This window comes from Xanthomonas albilineans, from assembly GCF_009931595.1.
Taxonomy (GTDB): domain Bacteria; phylum Pseudomonadota; class Gammaproteobacteria; order Xanthomonadales; family Xanthomonadaceae; genus Xanthomonas_A; species Xanthomonas_A albilineans.
Window position 1 is genome coordinate 25,127 of the sequence record NZ_CP046570.1, and the last position, 20,280, is coordinate 45,406.

Annotated in this window: 14 protein-coding genes and 1 other RNA gene; 6 read left to right on the forward strand and 9 right to left on the reverse strand. The window is 65.7% G+C overall.

Features of this window, described 5'->3' with window-relative positions:
* Positions 1-11 precede the first annotated feature (11 nt).
* From recD to recC, 3 genes are read right to left on the reverse strand one after another with little or no spacing between them, the layout of a single operon-like run.
* Complete coding sequence (gene recD, locus XaFJ1_RS00120) at positions 12-1,955, reverse strand: exodeoxyribonuclease V subunit alpha (RefSeq protein ID WP_012914589.1); 1,944 nt, start codon at positions 1,953-1,955, stop codon at positions 12-14.
* Positions 1,952-5,617 (reverse strand): exodeoxyribonuclease V subunit beta, encoded by a 3,666-nt coding sequence (gene recB, locus XaFJ1_RS00125; RefSeq protein WP_012914590.1) that lies wholly within the window; start codon positions 5,615-5,617, stop codon positions 1,952-1,954. The genes recD and recB overlap by 4 nt, the downstream gene beginning before the upstream one ends.
* The gene (recC, locus tag XaFJ1_RS00130; protein WP_045757122.1) at positions 5,614-9,024 is read right to left on the reverse strand and encodes an exodeoxyribonuclease V subunit gamma; all 3,411 of its coding nucleotides are present in this window, start codon (positions 9,022-9,024) and stop codon (positions 5,614-5,616) included. Before recC ends, recB begins: the two co-directional genes overlap by 4 nt.
* A gap of 218 nt (positions 9,025-9,242) precedes the next feature.
* On the opposite strand from recC, the gene XaFJ1_RS00135 reads away from it, so the two are divergent.
* The 6 genes from XaFJ1_RS00135 to XaFJ1_RS00160 all read left to right on the forward strand — a co-directional run bounded on the left by XaFJ1_RS00135 (position 9,243) and on the right by XaFJ1_RS00160 (position 13,426).
* On the forward strand, positions 9,243-10,034 hold the full coding sequence (locus tag XaFJ1_RS00135) for an ABC transporter ATP-binding protein (RefSeq protein WP_012914592.1): 792 nt from the start codon (positions 9,243-9,245) through the stop codon (positions 10,032-10,034).
* The gene (locus XaFJ1_RS00140) at positions 10,034-10,783 is read left to right on the forward strand and encodes an MlaE family lipid ABC transporter permease subunit (RefSeq protein ID WP_012914593.1); all 750 of its coding nucleotides are present in this window, start codon (positions 10,034-10,036) and stop codon (positions 10,781-10,783) included. Before XaFJ1_RS00135 ends, XaFJ1_RS00140 begins: the two co-directional genes overlap by 1 nt.
* Before the next feature lie 69 nt (positions 10,784-10,852).
* On the forward strand, positions 10,853-11,395 hold the full coding sequence (mlaD, locus tag XaFJ1_RS00145) for an outer membrane lipid asymmetry maintenance protein MlaD (RefSeq protein ID WP_012914594.1): 543 nt from the start codon (positions 10,853-10,855) through the stop codon (positions 11,393-11,395).
* The gene (locus XaFJ1_RS00150; protein WP_012914595.1) at positions 11,392-12,054 is read left to right on the forward strand and encodes an MlaC/ttg2D family ABC transporter substrate-binding protein; all 663 of its coding nucleotides are present in this window, start codon (positions 11,392-11,394) and stop codon (positions 12,052-12,054) included. Before mlaD ends, XaFJ1_RS00150 begins: the two co-directional genes overlap by 4 nt.
* Positions 12,044-12,358 (forward strand): STAS domain-containing protein, encoded by a 315-nt coding sequence (locus XaFJ1_RS00155; protein ID WP_012914596.1) that lies wholly within the window; start codon positions 12,044-12,046, stop codon positions 12,356-12,358. Before XaFJ1_RS00150 ends, XaFJ1_RS00155 begins: the two co-directional genes overlap by 11 nt.
* 3 nt (positions 12,359-12,361) lie before the next feature.
* Complete coding sequence (locus XaFJ1_RS00160; RefSeq protein WP_012914597.1) at positions 12,362-13,426, forward strand: MlaA family lipoprotein; 1,065 nt, start codon at positions 12,362-12,364, stop codon at positions 13,424-13,426.
* 248 nt (positions 13,427-13,674) lie between these two features.
* On the opposite strand, the gene XaFJ1_RS00165 is transcribed toward XaFJ1_RS00160, so the two are convergent.
* From XaFJ1_RS00165 to XaFJ1_RS00190, 6 genes are all read right to left on the reverse strand, one after another.
* Positions 13,675-14,217: a glutathione peroxidase gene (locus tag XaFJ1_RS00165; protein ID WP_012914598.1), complete on the reverse strand. Its 543-nt coding sequence runs from the start codon at positions 14,215-14,217 to the stop codon at positions 13,675-13,677.
* A 128-nt stretch (positions 14,218-14,345) separates the two neighbouring features.
* A non-coding RNA gene (locus XaFJ1_RS00170) (sX9 sRNA) lies at positions 14,346-14,423 on the reverse strand.
* Positions 14,424-14,484: 61 nt separating this feature from the next.
* Entirely contained in the window at positions 14,485-16,074 is a 1,590-nt protein-coding gene (locus tag XaFJ1_RS00175; protein ID WP_045757123.1) for a DNA recombination protein RmuC, read from the reverse strand.
* Between the two features lie 179 nt (positions 16,075-16,253).
* Complete coding sequence (gene uxaC / locus XaFJ1_RS00180) at positions 16,254-17,672, reverse strand: glucuronate isomerase (protein WP_012914600.1); 1,419 nt, start codon at positions 17,670-17,672, stop codon at positions 16,254-16,256.
* 41 nt (positions 17,673-17,713) lie between these two features.
* On the reverse strand, positions 17,714-18,697 hold the full coding sequence (locus XaFJ1_RS00185; protein ID WP_012914601.1) for an endo-1,4-beta-xylanase: 984 nt from the start codon (positions 18,695-18,697) through the stop codon (positions 17,714-17,716).
* Between the two features lie 99 nt (positions 18,698-18,796).
* Positions 18,797-20,092: an MFS transporter gene (locus XaFJ1_RS00190; RefSeq protein ID WP_012914602.1), complete on the reverse strand. Its 1,296-nt coding sequence runs from the start codon at positions 20,090-20,092 to the stop codon at positions 18,797-18,799.
* Positions 20,093-20,280: the final 188 nt, after the last annotated feature.

A 20,280-nucleotide genomic window follows, 5' to 3' on the forward strand; every position in this document is an offset into this window, starting at 1 on the left:
TGGCGCTGTGCTTAGAACAGTCCGCGCTGCACTGGTGGGCCTGTTTCGATCAGCGACTCAGGATGTGCTGACAATGCCGGTTCCCCACCCAGCCGCCATGCCAATCCGGAAATCCGCGCTGCGCGCCGCGCCAACGCGGCGCGCAGCAGCGGTTCGCTGGCGGCCAGATGCAACGCGCGGCGGGCGCGGGTGAGGCCGGTGTAGACCAGCTCGCGGCTGATTACGCGCGCGTCGCGGCTGGGCAGTTGCAACCATACGGTATCGAATTCGCTGCCCTGGGCCTTGTGCACGGTCATGGCGAAGGCGCTCTCGTGCGCGGGCAAGGCGGCGGGGTGGAAGCCGCGCACATGGCCGTCGCCAGCACCGCTAAACCAAGCCACCAAGGTGCCCTGCGCGTCGCGTAAGCAAATCCCGACATCGCCGTTGAACAGGCCGTGCCGGTAGCTGTTCTCGACGATCAACAGCAGGCGGCCATGGAACCAGGGCGTGGCGCTCCCCAGGCGACGGTGGCCGCTGGTGGGGCCGGCGAGCCGCTGTTCGATGCGTGCGTTGAGCGTGTGCGCGCCCTGCGGGCCGGCGCGCACGGCAGTGAGCAGGCGCAGGCGCGCGGCGGCGTGCAATGCCTCGCTGGGGTTGGCGGCCTCGCCCAGCGCGCGCCAGTGCGCGAACAGGGCGTCGCCGCCGGCGACGAGCGGGTCGTCGACACCGTCGTGAAAATGCACACCGGCCAACTCGCCCTTGCGCAGCAACTGCATGGTGGTGTCGGCCTCACCCGTGCGCACGGCCTCGGCCAGTGGGGCTAGAGTAAAGTCCTGCGCCTGGCGGTAGCTGCGCAGCAACTGCACGCGATGTCCGATCAATCCCCCACTCTGCGTGGCCACTGCACTGTGGCCGAGCAGCGGCCGCAACGCGTGCGCGTCGGCGGGCTGCAAGGCGTCGCCCGGGCCGGCGGCTTGCAGGATCGCGGCGAGCACGTCGCCGGCTTCCACCGACGGCAACTGGTCGGCGTCGCCGAGCAGGATCAGTTGTGCGCCATCGGCGACGGCCTCGACCAGCTTGCACATCAGTGGCAAATCGACCATCGAGGCTTCGTCCACCACGATCACCTCGAATGGCAGTGGGTTGTCCGGGTCATGGCGGAAGCGCGGCGATTCGCGGATGACGCCGAGCAGGCGATGCAAGGTGCTCGCGCTGGCTGGCAAGGCTTCGGCCAGGGCCGGATCGACGCCATCGGCGCACGCATGCGCCACGGCAGCACGCAGGCTCTCGGCCATGCGTTCAGCGGCGCGGCCAGTGGGCGCGGCCAGGGCGATGCGTGGTGCGGGCATGGACAGGGTGTGCGACTGGGCGATGCGCAGTAGCAGCAGGCGGGCGATGGTGGTGGTCTTGCCGGTCCCGGGGCCGCCGGTGACCAGCAGTAGCGCGCGGCGCAGGGCGAGCGCGGCGGCCCGGGCCTGACGGTCGGGAAAGGAATCGTCCAGGGTTGCCTGCCGCCCTGCGCGGGGAAACAACTGCGCGAACAGCGGCGCCAGCGCGGCCAGGTCGCCCTGGGGTGGCGATGGCGCGGCGAGGCGGCGCAGGCCAAGGGCCAGGCGTCGTTCGTACTCGCGGTAGCGGCGCAGATACAGCAGGCCGCGTTCCAGCACCAGTGGGCAATCGGCGGAGGCGGCGTCCTCGGCCACCGGCTGGGCGACCCAGCGCGAGGCGGCCAGTGCGCGCATCCAGTCGTCCGTTGTGGGCAGCGGCGGCGCGGTGCTATCGCGGCTGTCGAGCAACGCGTTGGCGCGGGCCGGGTCCAACCCGGCATGACCACTGGCCACCGCCAACGAGGCCAGAGCGGCAGCGGCCAGCACCGCTGGCGCGGTGGTCGGGTCCAGCCGTTGCAGGCTCTGCGCGAAGGCCAGGTCGAGGGTGCGCAGCGTGCCGGCACGTTGCAGGGCATCGAAAAGGTTCATCGCGGGTTCTCCACCGCATCGGTGCCGGCGAACAACGCATCCACGCCTTCGACCAGTGCCGGGTCGAAGCGCCAAGCATGCACCCCCGGCGATGGATCGCGCGTGGCGTCCAGGCCGCGACAGAACAGGTAGCGCACGCCGCCGAAATCGCGCGCATAGGCGTAGTTGGCGCCGAGGCGGAAACGTAGCCAGCGGTGCAGTGCGACGGTATAGATCAACGCTTGCAGGGTGTATTCGCTGTGCGCCATCGCCGTTGCCAGCGCGTCGGGGTCGTAGCTTGGCAGGCGGTTGGATTTGTAATCGAGCACGTACCAGCGCCCAGCGTGGTGGTAGGTGAGGTCGATCAGCCCGGTCATCAGCCCTTCCAGCCGTTGTCGTGCGCCAAACGCCTGGCGCTCGCCGGCCACGCCGAAGCGATGCAAAAGCGTCAGCAACGCATCGACCCGGGTCGGACGCATGGCGAAGTGGAATTCCATTTCGTTGCGTCGCTGCGTCTGCGGCAACACGGCCAGACAGATGCTTTCGGGTAGCGGCACGGTCAGCGTATGGCCGACCAGGCTGGTAAGGAGCGCGCTGCCGTCGGTCAGTTCGTCCTCGGCATAGCCACCGCGTTGCAGTGCTTCGACGATGGCGTTGTGCTGCCCGACCGGAGCGGGTTGCCCTGGTCGCCAATCGCGCCAGGCGGCGAAATCGCAGCGTTCGAACACCTCGTGCATGGCGACGCCGAAGCGATTGCCGACGAAGCGCCGGTCGATGATCTCCACCTCTGCCGCTGCGTTGACCGTGTCGGCGGCGGTAGGTTCGTCGCGACCGCCACGGCTGGCGACGGTGGTGCTTGCCATTGGATCGGTGCCGGCGTCGGCATTGGCCAATTGGGTGAAGCTGTAGACCCACCACTCTGCCACGAGCTTGCGCGTTGGCGTGCGTGCCGGCGGTACGTGCAGTGCTTCGGCCGGTGGCAGGCGCGGCGGATGCGGCGGCGGGCGCGTATCGAACATGAGGATTTCGGCGCTGATGCGTGATTGCAACGCGTCGATGTCGCTGAGCATCGGCGCCAGCGCGGTCGTGTCGTGCCGGAAGAATGGGCCGGTGGCGATCCACAGTGCGTGTTCGGCACGGGTCAGGCCGACGTAAAGCAGGCGCGCGTCTTCGGCACGTTGTGCATGTTCCCATGCGCGTTTGCTGGCTTCCCATTCCACTGCATCGACGTGTAAGGGCCAATGCAGGCAGCGTTTGCCCTGGCGATGCACGATGACCCGTTCGCCCGGTTTTTGCGTCAATGGCTTTTGGCCGATGCCGACGTAAGGCAGAAATACCAGGGGATATTCCAACCCCTTGGATTTGTGCAAGGTGATGATCTGCACACGCCGCGCATCCGATTCCAGTCGCAGCAGTTGGGTGTCGTCATTGGCATTGGACGCGGCGATCCGGCGCGCGAGCCAGTCGACCAAACCGTGTGGGCCGAGTGCATGGGTGTGCGCTTCTTGCAGCAGTTCGGCGAGTTGCAGATAGTTGCTCAGACGGCGCTCGCCATCGACCAGGGCCAACAGGCGCTGCGCGTTGGTGGACCCGAGATGTTCGATCAGCGCCAGCGGGCCGCCGCGTTGCCAGCGCTCGCGCCAGTCCAATGCTTGCTGTTGCCAACGGCGATGCCGTTCGCCGTCGTGGTCGAGCGCGGCGATTGCCGCCGCATCCTCGCCGATCAGCACAGTGGCGAGTGCGGCGCGCAGGCGGCTGTCGTCGCCTGGGTCGAGCAGGCTGTGCAGCAGTGCCATCAGCTCCAATGCTTCTTCGCTCGCAAACAGGCTCGGTTTTCCTGCCGCGACCGCGGGAATGCCGACCGCCGCGAGTGCCTGCTGGATGCGGGTGGCATCGCTGTGGCTGCGGACCAGCACGGCGATGTCGGCGGGCTGCACCGCACGTCCATCCACCAACGCGGTGCCAGCACGACCGGCGCCGAGCCAATCGCCAATCGCCGCGACGCAGGCCGCAGTACACAGCTCGCGCGCGCGGCCTGCACTCCAGGGGCGCGGTTTGCCTTTGGCGGGCAAAGGCGGATCCGGTGCACGCCAGAGGGTGAGTGCCGGCGCGCAACGATCATCGCGTTGCAGGTCGCTGTCGGCACGTCGTCCACCCGGCTGCACTGGGTGAAAGTCGATGCCATCGATGAAGAATGCCTGCGTGTAACCTGCCTGCGCGTAGAGTGCATCGATTGCCGCCAGCAGCGCTGGGCGCGAGCGGAAGTTGTGATCCAGCGGTGGTGCCTGTTCGGCATTGGTGACCGCAGACAGATACGTGTGCACGTCGCCGCCGCGAAAGCCATAGATGGCTTGCTTGGGATCGCCGATCAGGAATAACCCCGGTTCAACCCCGATGGCGCGCACGAGGTCGCTGGTGCCGAAGAGCGTGGAAAAGATCGCCCATTGGCGTTCGTCGGTATCTTGGAATTCGTCCACCAGCGCGACGGCGTATTGCGCGCGCAAGCCACGGACCAACGCCTCTGCATGCGGACCGCGCAGCGCTTGTGCAACAGCATCGATGAAATCGTCGTAGGTCTGCACGCGCCGCTGCCGCTTGATCGCCGCGATGCGTGCGATGGCGGCCTCGCGCAGCGTGTGCAGGAATCGGATGCGCCGCTCGGTCTGCCATTGCCGTACCTGCGCATCGGCCTGTTGCCATGCATCGAATGCATCGAAGAGTGGAGAACGCGGGACGCGATCGCGCGCGTCTTCCCGACAGAATGTGCTCAACCGCGCGGGCAGCAGTTTGTCGAGATGGCTGCCTGGGGCATCGAGTGTCCATTGGGCGTCTGCCCTACCCTGCCACAATTGCTCGAATGCCTTATCGAAGCTTGGCCGTTTGACCAATTTACCGTTGAAAACTTTATTGTCGAATGCCGCGATGATCGCGGCATAAGCGTCGTCGGCATGCGTTTGCATCGCGGCGATCAGTACCTGCGCCGCCTGCGCGCGCGTTGCGGATGGATCTGCCGATGCCTGCGCAGATGGCAATGGCAATAGATGCGGAATGTGGATCAATGCGTGCAGATCGGCAGCGAGCTCGTGCGGGCCACCTTTCCACAGCGCTTCCAGATCCTCGGCGACGCTGGCATCGACGGCGTGCGCGCGCCACAGGTCGGCGGCCACATCGCGCAGGAGTTCGCGCTCGTCTGTCAACAACTGTGGCGTGGCGAAGGGCTGGCCGCTTTCCAGTGCGTACTCGCGCAGCGCCCGCGCGCAGAAGCCGTGGATGGTGAAGATCGCGGCCAGGTCGATGTCCTCGGCCGCCTGCTGCAATCGCCGGCGTAGCGCGGCGGGCGTTTCCTGCGCGGCGGCGAGGTGCGCCTGGAGCAATTGCCGGGTGAGGCTCACGTCAGGCGATTCTGCTGACGCTGGCATCTGCCACGCCGCCGCGTCGGTCTCCGGCACCAATGTGGCGGCAAGCGTGAGGCGCTCGCGGATGCGTCGGCGCAGTTCCTGAGTGGCGGCTTCGGTGAAGGTGACGGCGAGGATCTGGCCCAGGCGCAGGCCGCGTTCGACCACCAAGCGGGTGAACAGCGTCGCCAGGGTGAAGGTCTTGCCGGTGCCGGCGCTGGCCTCGATCAGGCGCACGCCGTGCAGCGGTAGATGCAGGTAAGGATCGCGATCGGACGCGGTGCTCATTCGGCATCCTCCTGCGTACCGTGCCAGCGCTGCCAGCTTTCGAGCAGATGCTCGGGGTCGAGCGCCGCGCCGGGATCGCCGCGTTCGAGCAGGCCGAAGATGTGCTGGCTGGTGCTGGCGAAGGCGGCGAAGCGCTGCGGGTCGGCGAACGGATCGCGACCACGACAGACCAGGCGCAATTGTGGGCGATCCGCCTCCCTCCAGCTGAAGCCTGCCTGCCATTGCGCGGCGGCGTTCTTGATCGCTTTATCCAGATCGCCGCCGCGTGCGGCCTGGTAATACGCCCAACTGCTGTAAGGCACGAACGCCAGCGGTGTCTGCTGGCCTTGGCGATACAGTCGCAATAAGTCGGTCAGTGCCTGTTGCGCCTGCGTTGACGACAACCGTTCGGGGTCCAGCGGATGCGGGCCGAGACCGTCCTCGTGCTCGAAGAAACGCACGAATGGCGCGCCTTCGCCGGCGGCACGCAGCAACAGCCACTCCAGGCCGTGGCGGATCGCGCTGCGCCCGCTCAATGCGCCGATCTTGACCCGCCCCACCCCTGCGGCGTACCAATCCGAGAGGCGGCCATGCAGTTCGGTGCCGTCGATGTGGACGTGCAGACGCGCCGCTGGCGGTGCCGGTGTCGCGCCGCACCAGTGTCCGAACGCGTCCGCATAGGGGCGCAACTGGCGCAGGTGCTGATCGAGCTGGTGCCGCCCCAGTGGCCCGGATGGCAGCAACGCGCGGGCACGCAAGCGTTCGTACAAGCCGTCGGTTTCTTCGCGCAGTAGCGCCTCGAACACTTGTTGCTGCAAACCATACTTGTCCAGCCCGCGCGTCGGAGCCACCAGCGGTTCCAGGTCGCTGTCGGCCTGCGCCGGATCGGGCAGGCGCAAGCCCAGGCGCTGGCGCAGGAACTGTTCGGCGGGATCGAGCAAGAAACGCCGCAGTTCGTCGATGGACAGTGACGTCGGCAGCGCGTCATCGGCCATGGCGGGCAGTGTTTCGGGAATCCACGGTGGCAGCGGCTGGCGCTGCCCGATCAGGCTGTCCACCGCTGGTCGCCATTGCCGACGATAGCTGAAACGGCGTGGGTCGGCCGCTTCCGCACCGATGGCGCCGAAGGCGGCCGCGGCGAAGGGTTGCAGTGGATGGCGCACCACCAGCGTGGTGGCTGCCGCCGGTTCGGCGTGGTACTGCGCTGCGCAGGCCAGCAGTTCGCCGACCAGCGGCGAAGGTTCACGGACGCTGCCATCGCGCGCATCGGCACCGAGATAGCTCAGATAGAACACGTCCTGCGCCGAGGCGAACAATTGCAGGAACAGGAAACGGTCGTCTTCGCGGGTGGAGCGGTCGCCGTGGCGGCGGCGTGCGGTTCCCAGTTCGGCGGTGAGCCGGTTGAGCCCGGCGGCTGGATCGCGGCGCGGGAAATCGCCGTCGTTCATGCCGAGCAGGCAGATCGCGCGGAACGGCAGCAATCGCATCGGCACCATACGCCCGAAGCTGATGCCGCCAGTGAGCAACGGTGCGCGGGTGTCCGACTCGCCCAGCACGGCGGTGAAATGCGCGCGCACCACCTCGGCTGGCACTGCGGCGGTGTACTCGGCGCGCGCTGCGTCGCGCGCGAACTGGTCGATCAGTGTGCGCAGCCGTTCCAGGGCGCGCTGCGCGCGTGGCGCCGATGGCGTTTGCGGCAGTAAGGCGTCGAGCAGGGCGAGCAGGCATTCGCGCCATTGCGCCGGCGGCATCGGCTCGGCCAGCGCGGCCTGGTGGCGGTCGAGGACGCGCAGCAGCCGCAGCAGCGTGTCCAGCGCTGCGAGTGCGCTGCCTTCCAACTGTGGCCATGGGGCGACGCCGTCGATGTCGTCCTCGGCGCCGCTGGCGTGGCCGAGCAGCAGCCGGTCCAGGGCGAAGCGCCAGGTGTAGGCGTCGTCGGCCGGCGCCTGGTGTTGGCGCCGGTGTGCCGCGTCCAGGCCCCAACGCGCGCCGGCCGCGTGCAGCCAGCCGCGCAGGCGGTCCAATCCGGCGGTGTCCAGCCCGGCGGCTTCGGCGATTGGCGCGCTGGCGATCAGGTCGAGGATTTCGTGCAGGCCGAAGCGCGCGATCGGCAAGCCGAGCAAGGCCAGGAATACCTCGGCCAGCGGCTCGCTGGCCAGCGGGCTGGCGTCGGCCAGGGCGTAGGGCAAGGCGTCGTCGTTGCCGTGGCTGCCGAACACCGCGTCCAGGTATGGGACGTATGGATCGATGTTCGGGGAAAGCACCGCGATTTCGCGCGGTTGCAGCGGGGGATCCAAGCGCGGGTCGTCCAGCAATGCGCGCAATTGGTCGTGCAGCACCTGCAGTTCGCGCAGACGGGTATGGCAGGCGTGCACCTGCAGGCTTGGATCGTGCTTGTCCACCGTCGGCAACGCGGCCGGTGATCTCGGTGCGCGGCGCTGGAACAGGTCGCTTTGCATCCGCCGCAGCAGGCTGTCGCCGAGGCCGCCGTCGGCGAGCGGACGCTGGCCCGATTCGAGCGGATCGGCGTAGACCGCGATCTCGGCCAGCGGATGCACCACCTCGTAGTCGCCGATCAAGGCCATGAAGTCGCGCCCGGCGGCGCCCCAGGCTTGCAGCAGCGGATTTTCCTGTATTTGTTCGGCGAACAGGTCCACCGCGGTGCCCGCGCGGCGGCGCTGCCACAGTGTTTGCAGGTCGCCCCAGTAACCCTGCGTCGGTGTCGGCAGATAGAAGTGCAGTGTGCCGACCCGAGCCTGGGTGGCCAGCACGCGCAGCACGTCGGGAGAGATATTGAGCACGGCGAAGGCGAACAGCCGTGGTGGCAAGCCCTGCGGCAGCGGACCGTCGGGCCGTGCGTAGCGGTCCAGATAGTGGCCGATACGCCGTGCGCGGTAGGCGCGGCCGCTGGCGATGCGGCGCCACAGTCGTGCCTGTACGTCGTCCGGATCGGCACCGGCTTCCCAGCGCAGCAACCAGTCGCGGCGCCAAGCCTGGTATTTCTCGAATACGTTGCCCAGTTCGCCGGCCAGGGTCCATGGTTTGAGCGGATCGTCGTCGGCCAAGTAAGCGGCCAGCGGTGCCAGCGTCGGGTCGGCGCCGAGATCGCTGCGCAGCGCCGCATACAGGCGCCAGTGCAGGCTGGTCATGTCCAGGTCGTCGTCTGCGGCGCCGAGATTGCGCTCCAGCGCGTGCGCGACGAACTCGCCGGGTGTCAGGAATTGCAGATTCGCCGCGACCCCGTGTGTGGCGGCCAGCGTGGACTGCAGCCAACGCCGCATCGCCACCTGCGGGATCAACACCACTTCAGGCGCCAGTAGCGGTTGCTCTGGCAGTGGCCGACGCAGCTCTTCGGCGAGCAGAGCGGCCAGGGTATCCAGCGCGTTGGAGGGATACAGCCGGAAATCGGGCGCGGACGTCACGTGCATGTTCCCGGCATTGTGCCGGATGCGTTGCGGCAACGCCGCGTGCGACCGCAGCGGTGGCGACAGATCCATCGCGGTCAGCTGGGCCGATCCCTGCTGCCGCATGTACAGGGCTGCCGCGCCGCGCCGAGTGTAGGCGATGCCACAATACTGCACGCGCCAGTCCGGTTAAGTTCAGCCGAGCGGATCAATCCTACGTTGTATTTTCGTTAAAGGTTGCGATGGCGTCTTCCGAACCCAATCTGGTGCAGTTGTCGGGCGTGCGGATCGACCGCGGTGGTCGGGCGATCCTGCGTGACGTATCGCTCACGGTGCCGCAGGGCAGCATCACTGCTGTGCTGGGCCCGTCGGGCAGCGGCAAGTCGACCCTGCTGGCGGCGCTGACCGGTGAATTGGTGCCGATGGCCGGGACGCTCCAGGTATTCGGTCGCCCCCTGCCGCGCGGCAGCCGCGCGCTGCGCGAAACGCGAAAAAGCATCGGCGTGCTGCTCCAGGGCAACGGCCTGCTGAGCGACCTCAGCGTGGCCGAGAACGTGGCGCTGCCGTTGCGCGCCCACACCCGCCTGCCCGAGCCGGTCCTGCAACGCCTAGTGGCGTTGAAGCTGCATGCGGTGGGCCTGCGTGCCGCCGCCGAGGCGTGGCCGCGCGAGTTGTCCGGGGGCATGGCGCGACGCGTGGCGTTGGCGCGGGCGCTGGCGCTGGACCCGCCGCTGATGATCTACGACGAACCACTGACCGGGCTGGACCCGATCGCCTCCGGTGTCATCATGAGCCTGATCCAGCGGCTCAATGCCACGCTCGGCCTGACCAGCATTATCGTCAGCCATCACGTCCACGAGACCCTGCCGATCTGCGACCAGGCGGTGGCCATCGCCAATGGCGGCGTGGTCTTCGCCGGCACGCCACAGGCGTTGCAGGCCAGCGCCGATCCGCTGTTGCAACAGTTCCTGCACGGTCGCCCCGATGGCCCGATCCCGTTCGATGCGCCGCAGCGTGCGCGGAGTGCCGCCTGATGGCCATGGCCGCCTCGATCCGCGCCCTGGGCCGTGCCGGGCTGTTCTTCCTGACCGTGCTGCGCGGCTCGCTGCCGAGCCGCGATCTGCTCGCCGAGTTGATTCGCGAAATCTACAAGGTCGGCGCGCGCTCGTTGCCGATCATCGCCGTCGGCGGTGCCTTCGTCGGCTTGGTGCTGACGCTGCAGGGTTACCGCACCCTGACCACCTATGGCGCCTCCGATGCCTTGTCCACCTTGCTCGGGCTGTCGCTCTACCGCGAACTGGCGCCGGTGCTCACCGCGCTGCTGTTCATCGGCCGTGCCGGCAGTTCGATTGCCGCGGAATTGGGGCTGATGCGCGCCACCGACCAGATCAAGGCGCTGGAGCTGATGGCGATCGACCCGGTGGCCAAGGCGGTGGCGCCGCGCTTCTGGGCGGCGGTGCTGACGGTACCGCTGTTGACGGGCATCTTCTGCTCGCTGGCGATCAGCGCCAGCTACTTCGAGGCGATCGGGGCGCTCGGGCTGGATCGCGGCACGTTCTGGTCGGCGCTGTCGAGCAGTGTGGATTTCTGGGCCGACTTCGGCGTGGCGATGCTCAAGTCGGCGGTATTCGGCGGCACGGCGGCGCTGGTGGCGGCCTACGTGGGGTTCCATGCGGAGCCGACCATCGAAGGCACTTCGGTGGCCACCACCCGTGCGGTGGTCAACGCCTCGCTGCTGGTGCTGATGTTCAATTTCGTCATGTCGGCGCTGCTGTTCCGTTAGGCGGCGCGGCAGTCCACCGGTCGCGGCACTGTCGTCGCGGTCAGATCGAATCAATGAGGTAGATACGTTATGGCTCTGCGTGGTCCCCGTCTCGAGTTCGCCGTCGGCGCCTTCCTGCTGCTGGGCCTGGCCTCGCTGCTGGTGCTGGCGATCGCCTCCACCAACCGGCAATGGGGGTTCGGCGGCGACCGCTATGCGCTGATCGCCCGCTTCTCCCAGATCGGCCAACTGCGCGCGCAGGCGCCAGTGAAGATCGGTGGTGTCATCATCGGTCAGGTTGCCAAGATCGATCTGGACCCGACCAAGTTCGACTCGGTGGTGACCCTGTCCATCGACGGCAAGTACAAGGATCTGCCTGCCGATACCTCCGCCGCCATTCTCACCAGCGGCCTGCTGGGCGAGAGCTACGTCGGCTTGCAACCCGGTGGCGACCCGGACACGCTCAAGCCTGGCCAGGAAATCGCCTTCACCCAGCCGGCGGTGGACCTGATTCAATTGGTGGGTAAATACATGTTCGGCGGTGGCAGTGGCGGAGACAAGACCGTGACGCCCGCTGCCGCATCCTCCGCTGCCGGCCCCGTCCCGCCCTCTAAGGAACCACACAAGCCATGACGATCAAACTGCTTCCCGTCGCTCTCGCCACCGCGCTTGCCCTGGCCGTGCCGACCGCCGTGCTGGCCCAGACAGCCGGTGCCACCGCCCCGAGCGCCTCGACCGCCAGCAAGGTCGTGCTCGAGAACAGCACTCGCATCCTGAGTACGCTGGAACAGCGCCGTGCCGAGTTCAAAAGCAACAGCAGCGCGCTGCGCCAGTTCATCGACAGCGAATTGAACAAGTCCTTCGATCGCGATTACGCCGCACGCCTGGTGTTGGGCGTGCATGGCCGCGGCGCCTCCGATGCCGACGTCAAGCTGTTCGCCGATGCGATGGCCGACAACCTGATGCAGCGCTACGGTAGCGCGCTGCTGACCTTCGAAGGCAAACCGCAGGTGCATGTCAAGTCCGAAGCGCCGCTGCCGGGGGGTCGTGGCGTCAAAGTCTCCACCGAACTGGTGCGCAGCAGCGGCGATCCGGTGCCGGTGGACTATCTGATGCGCAATACGGGCGGCACTTGGAAGATCTTCGATGTGATGGTGGAAGGTGTGTCCTACGTGCAAACCTTCCGCAACCAATTCGATACTCCGCTGAGTAACAAGTCGATCGCCGAAGTCGCAGCCGAACTGCGCAACGGCACGCTGCAGGCGGCCCCGGCGAGCAGCAGTGGCAAGTGAGCCGCAACTGCGGCGCGACGGCGATACGCTCGCGTTGAGCGGCGTGCTCGACCGCGCCGCGGCCACCACGCTGTGGCCGGCCGCGTTGCGCCAGCTCGCTGGCGTGCGTGCGCTGGATCTGCGCGCCGTGTCGCGGGTGGATAGCGCCGGCCTGGCGCTATTGGCCGAACTCGCCGCGTGCATCCGCACCCAAGGTCAGGCCGAGGTCGCCATCCACGGCGACCCTGCCGGCCTGACCGAACTAAGCGCGGCCTACCGGCTGGCTTCGACCCTGGATTTCCATTCACCACCGGCTGCAAGCTGACACATGAACGTGCTGCGTATCCTCACTTCTTTGATACTGACCCTGGTTGTTGCGCTCAGTGCCTACGCCAGCACTCCCAAGCCCCCGGCGACGCCACCGGTCGCCGCATCGCCGGACCCATCCACGCCCCCCATGGCCACGGATAGCAGCACTGCGGCGTCCACCATGCCAGCGGCGCCGGATAGCACGGCAGCAGCCCGTCCCGGGGCCGTTGCCAGCGGTGGTGTTTCGACGGGCACGCAGAGGAGTGCGCCCACGTCCGCCGAGGACGACTACGCTGCGTTGTATGCCAGCGATCCCAACAATCTGGGAGCCGACGCGACCCTGCCCGCTGGCGTATCCGTGCCGCAAAGCTACGATCCGTGGGAAAAGTTCAACCGCAAGGTGCATGCGTTCAACAACGTGGTGGACCACGCGCTGGCGCGGCCGCTGGCGCGGACATACGTGAATGTGGTGCCACGCCCGGCGCGCTTGGGCGTGACCAACTTCTTCAACAACCTTGGCTCGCCGCTGACCATGGTCAACCAGGTGCTACAAGGACATCCGCTACAAGCTGGGCAGACCCTGAGCCGGTTCGTCATCAACAGCACGTTGGGTATCGGCGGCGTTCTCGATCCGGCCACCGACGCCAAGTTGCCGCGCCGTACCGAGGATTTCGGCAAGACGCTTGGCGTCTGGGGCTGGCGCCGTTCGCGTTACGTGGAGTTGCCCTTTTTCGGCCCGCGCACGGTGCGCGACGTCCTCGGCCTGGCTGCTGACACGTCGCTGTCGCCATTGCAGCAGATCGAAGACGACCGCGTGCGGATCGGATTGCAGGGTCTGCAACTGGTTGACATCCGGGCGCAATTGCTGCCGTTCGACAGCATGCGCGATCAGGCTCCGGACGAGTATCAGCTCACCCGCGACGCCTGGTTGCAGCGCCGCAACTATCAGATCGAAAACAACCTGCGTCGTGGTCACCAGGGCGAGGACAAGGATCTGCCCAACTACCTGCGCGAGGAAGACGCGAATCCGACGGTGCCGGCGGATGCGATGCCGATGTTGCAATGGCGCGGCGGCACCCGCTGACTTCAGCGCAAGTGCGCCAGCATAAAACCCCAGGTTCGCCTGGGGTTTTATGCATGCAATAGAACGGTTTTCCCGCGCCGATGGGGTGCTTGCCAAATCGGCAGGGGTGCGATCCGTGGACCTGCTTGGGCGTCGTGTTCAATCCCGCTGCGTAGTGGTTGCAATCGTTCCGGATATTGCCGCACTCACCTTCCGACTACCCGACGCGCTCGTCTCCCCTGCCCTGATTCGAGGCAGCACGCGCCGTGCTATGACAATGCCGCGTCGATCGCCGCACCCAGGCGTGGAGCGTCGGCGGTTACATCGGGGGCGAAACGCGCGCAGACCTGACCATCACGCCCGACCAGGAATTTTTCAAAGTTCCACAGCACGCCCGGCGCCGGATTCGGTTCGATGCCGTAGCCGGCCAGTTTCTCGCGCATCGGACCTTCGCCTTCGGCTTGCGGTTGCGCCTGGATCAACGCGCGATACAACGGATGCGTGGCCTCGCCGGTGACGGTGATCTTGGCGAACATCGGAAAGGTGACGTCGTAGGTGAGCTGGCAGAACTGCTGGATCTGCGCTTCATCGCCCGGTTCCTGGCCCTTGAAGTCATTGGCCGGGAAGCCGAGGACTTCCAGGCCGGCGGCGCGCTTGTCGCGGTACAGCGCTTCCAGGCCGGCGTACTGCGGGGTCAACCCGCATTTGGAAGCGACGTTGACGATCAGCAGCACCTTGCCGCGATGCTCGGCGAGCGTGGTGGGTTGGCCATCGATGCGGATCAGCGGGATGTCGTAGAGCGAGAAAGACATGGGAACGCCTCGGGCGATAGGGAGCGCCAGCATAGTCGCTGCCAGTGGCGGGCGTGTCGGGTCGCTCCTACCGATCTGGCGGCAACCCTCGCATCCGATCCGGGCAAACTGCGGCGGTGGCTTAGAGTGGCCAACAAAACGTCGCCAGTCGCTGTCGGGCGGGTGCGGACACCGCGCAGGAACCGCAGTGTACAGAGGCGGTAAATCAGGATTCCCAGCGCTGCCCGCGCCCGTCCGGCGGCGATGCAGTTGTTTTGTTAGCGACTCTTACTCCGGCGCGTCGGGTGCGGCCTCCTCCGCATCGGTCTCGTCCAGCGGCAGGGACAGCTCCAGCAACGACGTGGCCTGCGCGTCGCTCAGCGTCTCCACACCGCGCAGGCGACGCTCGATGGTGCGGGTCTTGCGGCTGGCTTCGCCCAGGCTCTTGCCGACGGTGTTGATCTGCTTCTCGGCTTTTTCCAGGATGCCGGCGAACTTCCCGAACTCGCTCTTGACCGCCGCCAGCACTCCCCAGACTTCGCTGGAGCGCTTCTCGATGGCCAGTGTGCGAAAGCCCATCTGCAGGCTGTTGAGCAGTGCGGTCACCGTGGTCGGACCGGCGATGACGATGCGGTGCTCGCGCTGTAACGCATCGGCTAGCCCGGGCCGGCGCAGGGTTTCCGCATACAGGCCCTCGGTCGGCAGGAACATCACCGCGAAATCGGTGGTATGTGGCGGCGCGATGTACTTGTCGCCAATTGACTTGGCCTGCACCCGGATCGCGCGTTCCAGTTGCGCGCCCATCAGTTGCGCCTGTTCCGCGTCGCCGCGTTCTTGCGCATCGAGCAGCCGCTCATAGTCCTCGCGCGGAAACTTCGCGTCCATCGGTAACCACACCGGCGTGTCCTCGTGCCCACGGCCGGGCAGGCGCACGGCGAAGTCGACTGCTTCGTTGCGCTCGGGCCGGATCCGCACGTTGCGCGCGTATTGTTCCTGGGTCAGGGTTTGCTCGAGGATGTTGTCCAGTTGCACCTCGCCCCAGCCGCCACGGTCTTTGACGTTGCTCAGCACGCGCTTGAGGTCGCCGACGCCGGTGGCCAATTGCTGCATCTCGCCGAGCCCGCGCTGGACCTGCTCCAGCCGCTCGGAAACCAGCTTGAACGAGGCATCCAGGCGGGTGTTGAGGGTGGTCTGTAGTTTTTCGTCGACGGTGCCGCGCATCTGCTCCAGCTTGAGGGCGTTGTCTGCCTGCAGTTCCTTCAGCCGTTCCTCCAGGGTGCCGCGCATCTCGCCCAGGCGTTGCTCGTTGCGTTGGACCAGTTCACCTAGGCGCAGGCCCAGCGCGTCGGCAAAACGTTGCTGTGCATCCGCGCCCTCCTGGCGGCCCTTGCGCGCCTCATCGATCAGGGTCTCGCGCAGCGCGGTCAGGTGCGTGTCGATGCGGGCGATCAGCTCGGCTTGCTGCTGGCCGAATTGTTGCATCCGTGCATCCTGCTGTTGGCCGAATCCATCGAGCTGGCTGCGCATCTCCATCAGACGTTGGTTGAGCGATTCGGCCAGGCGCTGCTGCGCTTCGCCCGCCTCGACGCGGCCACGCCGCGCCTCTTCGGTCAGGGTTTCGCGCAGCAGGTCCAGGCGCTGGTCGGTGCGGGTGGAAAGCTCGGCCAGATGACGCGCGAAGCCCTCGCTGCGTGCGTCCTGCTGCCGCGCCAGGCTGTCGAGTTGCTCGCGCAGTTCGCTGCGACCATTGCGCTGTTCTTCGCGCAGGGTTGCTTCCAGTCCGGTATGCGTGCTCCGGCGCAACAACACAACCAACAGTAAGGCGATGGCGGCACACAGCAGGCCGGCGAGGATCAAGAAATGGGCATCGTTTTGCATGTCGGCAGTGTAGCCGGCCACATCGCAAAGACGGCGCTCTCCGCGTGCGTGGCGCTACGATGACGACACGAACGATAGGATGCGCCGGTGGCGCATGCGCAGTAAACGCTTTCGCTTTGCCTTGCTAGTTCATCGCTCAGTGTCCAGACGCTGAGAATTCCGGACCTGTATAGCGATATTCACAGCCGATAGGCCCGCTTCGGCAGCCGGTAGGCCAGGTCGATGCCGACTTCCACCGCTTCGTCCTCGTCGAGTCGGTGCTCGGCGACCAGTTTGGCCAGGAATGCGCAGTCGATGCGGCGAGCGACGTCGTGCCGGGCGGGGATCGACAAGAATGCGCGGGTGTCGTCGTTGAAGCCGACCGTGTTGTAGAAGCCAGCGCTGCTCAGGGTCTGCTCGCGGAAACGCCACATCCCCTCTGGCGCATCGTGAAACCACCATGCCGGTCCGAGCAGCAACGCCGGATAGTGCCCGGCCAAGGGCGCCAGTTCGCGCGCATAGGTACTCTCGTCCAGAGTGAACAGGATCAGGGTGAAGCCTGGTGTGTTGCCGAAGCGGTCCAGCAGCGGTTTGAGTGCGTGGACGTAGTCGGTGCGCAGAGGCAAGTCGGCGCCTTTGTCGCGGCCGTAGCGCGCGAACAGTGTGCGGTTGTGGTTGCGGAAGCAGCCTGGGTGCAATTGCATGACCAGGCCATCGTCCACGCTCATGGCCGCCATCTCGGTCAGCATATGTGCGCGGAACAGTTCCGCATCGGCAGCACTGGCGGTGCCACCGACCACGCGTGCGAACAGGCGTGCCGCCTCGACAGCCGGCAGATTGGCTGTGGCGGCGCTGGGATGACCGTGATCGGTAGACGTCGCGCCCATCTGCGCGAAGAACGCGCGGCGTTGGCGGTGCGCGCGCAGATAGCCGTCCCAGGTGTAGACGTCCTCGCCGGTCAATTCGCCGAAGCGCCGCAGCGCCGCAGGGAACTGTTCGTGCTCCGGGTCGATCACCGGGTCGGGCCGGTAGGTGGTGATGACCCGCCCGCCCCAGCCGCTGGCGCGAATCGTGGCGTGATGGTGTAGCGGATCCAACGGCGATTCGGTGGTGGCGATCACTTCGATACCGAAGCGTTCGAACAACGCGCGCGGCTGAAATGCAGGGGTCTGCAGTGCTTCGCCGATACAGTCGTAGTACAGATCTGCACTGTCCGCGTCCAGCCGCACACGCAAACCGAAGACCGCGTGGAAGACATGGTTCAGCCACAGCGCCGAGGGCGTGCCGCGCAGCAGGTGAAAGTGTTCGGCGAACATCCGCCAGGCGCTGCGCGGGTTCACTGCGGCGCGGCTGCCATCGGCGCGCGGGATGCCCAGCGTGTCCAGATCCACGCCTTGGCTGTAGAGCATGCGGAACACGTAGTGATCCGGGATCAACAGCAGTTCGGTGGCGTTGGCGAATGGCGCATCCTCGGCAAACCAGGCCGGATCGGTGTGCCCATGCGGGCTGATGATCGGCAGAGCCGCGATCTGAGCATACAGGCGACGTGCGATCGCCTGGATGGTCGGATCCGCGGGAAACAAGCGGTTAGGATGCAGAAAGAGCGTGGTGGAGGGCATGGCTGAGACCGTGCGTAGCAGTTGGCAGGGCAGTCTGCCGGTTATGGTGTAATCGCCACGAAATCGCGCAACCATTTTAATGCCGGACGTTCGCTGCCGTCTTTATTGACCAAGTAGGCGCCCTCCTGGTCGCGCCACAGGCCAGGGCGGAAGCCCCAAAGCGTCACGCCCTTTACGTATTGATTTTCCCAGAACAGTGGAAAGAATTTCTTGTAGCCATCCAACTGCTGGGCATCGGTCGGGCCGTCGATGTCGAACTCGGTGATGTAGATCGGTAAGCCTGTGGTGGAGCCCAACGTGTTGAGGTTGAAGAAATGTGTCCACCAGGACGCCGATGAGGTTTCGAAGGCATGCTCCTGCAAGCCGATCGCGTCGATCAGATTTTCACGCTGCAACAATTGGATGGTTCTCAAATACTGTTTCGTGGCGTCGTCGCTGGCGGTGATGCCGTAGTCGTTGATCATTAGCTTGGTATTCGGGAAATACTGCCGGGCCAGGCGGAATAAATTAATGACCCAATCCACCCCAGTGACGCCGGGACCTCCCAGTGCTTGCATGTAGTTGCCGCTGTCGCTGTAGCGATTGTCCGGTTGATTGTGATTGGGCAACGTTTCGTTGGCGACTTCCAACATGGCGATATTGGGGTAACGCTCGGCCACTGCGGCGAACCAATGTCTGATGGCGGCGAGCTGCTCGGCCGGTGGCAGTGTCCGCATCCACTCCGGTTGCTGGCTACCCCATGCCATGACATGGTCAAACATTATTATGTTGTTGTCTTGGGCAAAATTGTAAGCTTTATCGAACTCACTCCAGTCCATTTGTCCGCGCACCGCTTCCACGCTGGCCCACTTGCCGCCGTTTTCTGACGTGAGCTTGTTCCAGTACTTGCCGAAATCCAGCATCTGCGGCGCGCTATAGGCGCAGCCCAGGAAACGTTTTTTGCCGGCGGCTAGCGGTGCGGCATCGACGCTGGCGGTGGAAGAGATCAGCAATAATGCAAATAAAAGCGATGCGATGGTTTTCATGACGTTTCCCCATGTGCAATTGAGTAATGCAGGCATACGAGCATACGCATGGTGTTTGTCATGAACCAGCCAAATCAACCAAGCCATGGTTGTGACGTGCTAAGCATTTCCTTGCATCTGTGCCGGCTGCAATCTCGGTGTCAGTAAATGCACCATGCCGAGCGCTAGCACGTAGGCTGAACCGGCCAGCAGGAATACCGGTAGATAGCTTCCGGTGGACTGCAGCAAAAATCCAATGAAGTTGGCGATCAACATGCCGCCGACCGCGCCGGCAAAACCGCCGATGCCGACCAGACTAGCCACCGCGTGGCGCGGGAACATGTCCGATGTCAACGTGAATAAGTTCGCCGACCAGCCTTGGTGTGCGGCTGTCGCCAGGCCGATCAGCGCCACCGCCAGCCATAGGTGATCGGCGCGTGCGGCGAGCACGATTGGCATCACGGCCAGGGCACAGACCAGCATCGCGACCTTGCGCGCGCGGTTGACGCTCCAGCCACGCGCGAGCAAACGCCCGGCCAGCCAGCCGCCGGCGATGCTGCCGACGTCGGCGAGCAGGAAAATCACGATCAATGGTGCACCCAGTTGCAGCAATCCCAGCCCGTATTTATCGTGCAGGAACTTAGGCAGCCAGAACAGAAAGAACCACCAGACCGGATCGGTCAGGAACTTTCCCACCACGAACGCCCACGCCTGGCGGTGGCGCAGCAACTGCGTCCAGGACAGTGGCCGGATCGATTCCGAGGGATCGCTGCGGATATGCGTCAGTTCCGCAGCGCTCAGATGCGGATGGTGTTCCGGTGGGCGGTAGCTCAACCACCACACGGTCAGCCAGATCGCGCCGAGCACGCCAGTGAATATAAAGGCCCACTGCCAGCCCCAGGCGTTGGCGATGAACGGTACAGACAACGGCGCGACGATGGCGCCGATGTTGGACCCGGAATTGAAAATGCCAGTCGCCAACGCCCGCTCGCGACGCGGAAACCATTCGGCGACAGTTTTGATTGCGGCGGGAAAATTGCCCGATTCGCCCAGGCCAAGGAAGAAGCGTGCTACCGCGAAACCGATCACCCCGCTGGTCAGTGCATGGCCCATCGATGCCAGACTCCACACTCCGATCGCCAGTGCGTAACCGACCCGGGTGCCGAAGCGGTCGATGACCGCACCGCTGCACAACAAGCCCAGCGCATACGCGGCCTGAAATGCGGTGACGATATAACCGTATTCGATTTCGTTCCAGCCGATGTGCTCTTGTAGAAACGGTGCCAGCACCCCCAGCACCTGGCGATCGACATAGTTGATGGTGGTGGCGGCCAGCAGCAGTGCGCAGATGCGCCATCGCAGGCGGCCCAGGGATGCGATAGCTGTCGTGTTCTGCGTGCGGGTAGGCAACATCATGCGAGCAATTTCCTGCCCACGCCGGCTTTGCCGCGTTGCACTCGGTAGTGGAACACGACAGCGGGCGTATCGAATGCATGGAGAAAGCACATTACGCAGCCAGGAGGCTTCCCGGTTTGGTGCATGCCTTCGGCTCCTTCAGTGCATGACGTATGCAACCCTGATAGCGCTATCAATAGCATGTCAGC

Coding starts and splice junctions, on each gene's coding strand:
- XaFJ1_RS00165 (WP_012914598.1), bottom strand. CDS start 14,217: ATGTCTTTCTCGCTCTACGACATCCCGCTGATCCGCATCGATGGCCAA.
- XaFJ1_RS00150 (WP_012914595.1), top strand. CDS start 11,392: ATGACGATCAAACTGCTTCCCGTCGCTCTCGCCACCGCGCTTGCCCTG.
- recC (WP_045757122.1), bottom strand. CDS start 9,024: ATGCACGTGACGTCCGCGCCCGATTTCCGGCTGTATCCCTCCAACGCG.
- XaFJ1_RS00140 (WP_012914593.1), top strand. CDS start 10,034: ATGGCCATGGCCGCCTCGATCCGCGCCCTGGGCCGTGCCGGGCTGTTC.
- XaFJ1_RS00135 (WP_012914592.1), top strand. CDS start 9,243: ATGGCGTCTTCCGAACCCAATCTGGTGCAGTTGTCGGGCGTGCGGATC.
- XaFJ1_RS00175 (WP_045757123.1), bottom strand. CDS start 16,074: ATGCAAAACGATGCCCATTTCTTGATCCTCGCCGGCCTGCTGTGTGCC.
- recD (WP_012914589.1), bottom strand. CDS start 1,955: ATGAACCTTTTCGATGCCCTGCAACGTGCCGGCACGCTGCGCACCCTC.
- XaFJ1_RS00160 (WP_012914597.1), top strand. CDS start 12,362: ATGAACGTGCTGCGTATCCTCACTTCTTTGATACTGACCCTGGTTGTT.
- XaFJ1_RS00190 (WP_012914602.1), bottom strand. CDS start 20,092: ATGATGTTGCCTACCCGCACGCAGAACACGACAGCTATCGCATCCCTG.
- mlaD (WP_012914594.1), top strand. CDS start 10,853: ATGGCTCTGCGTGGTCCCCGTCTCGAGTTCGCCGTCGGCGCCTTCCTG.
- uxaC (WP_012914600.1), bottom strand. CDS start 17,672: ATGCCCTCCACCACGCTCTTTCTGCATCCTAACCGCTTGTTTCCCGCG.
- XaFJ1_RS00185 (WP_012914601.1), bottom strand. CDS start 18,697: ATGAAAACCATCGCATCGCTTTTATTTGCATTATTGCTGATCTCTTCC.
- recB (WP_012914590.1), bottom strand. CDS start 5,617: ATGAGCACCGCGTCCGATCGCGATCCTTACCTGCATCTACCGCTGCAC.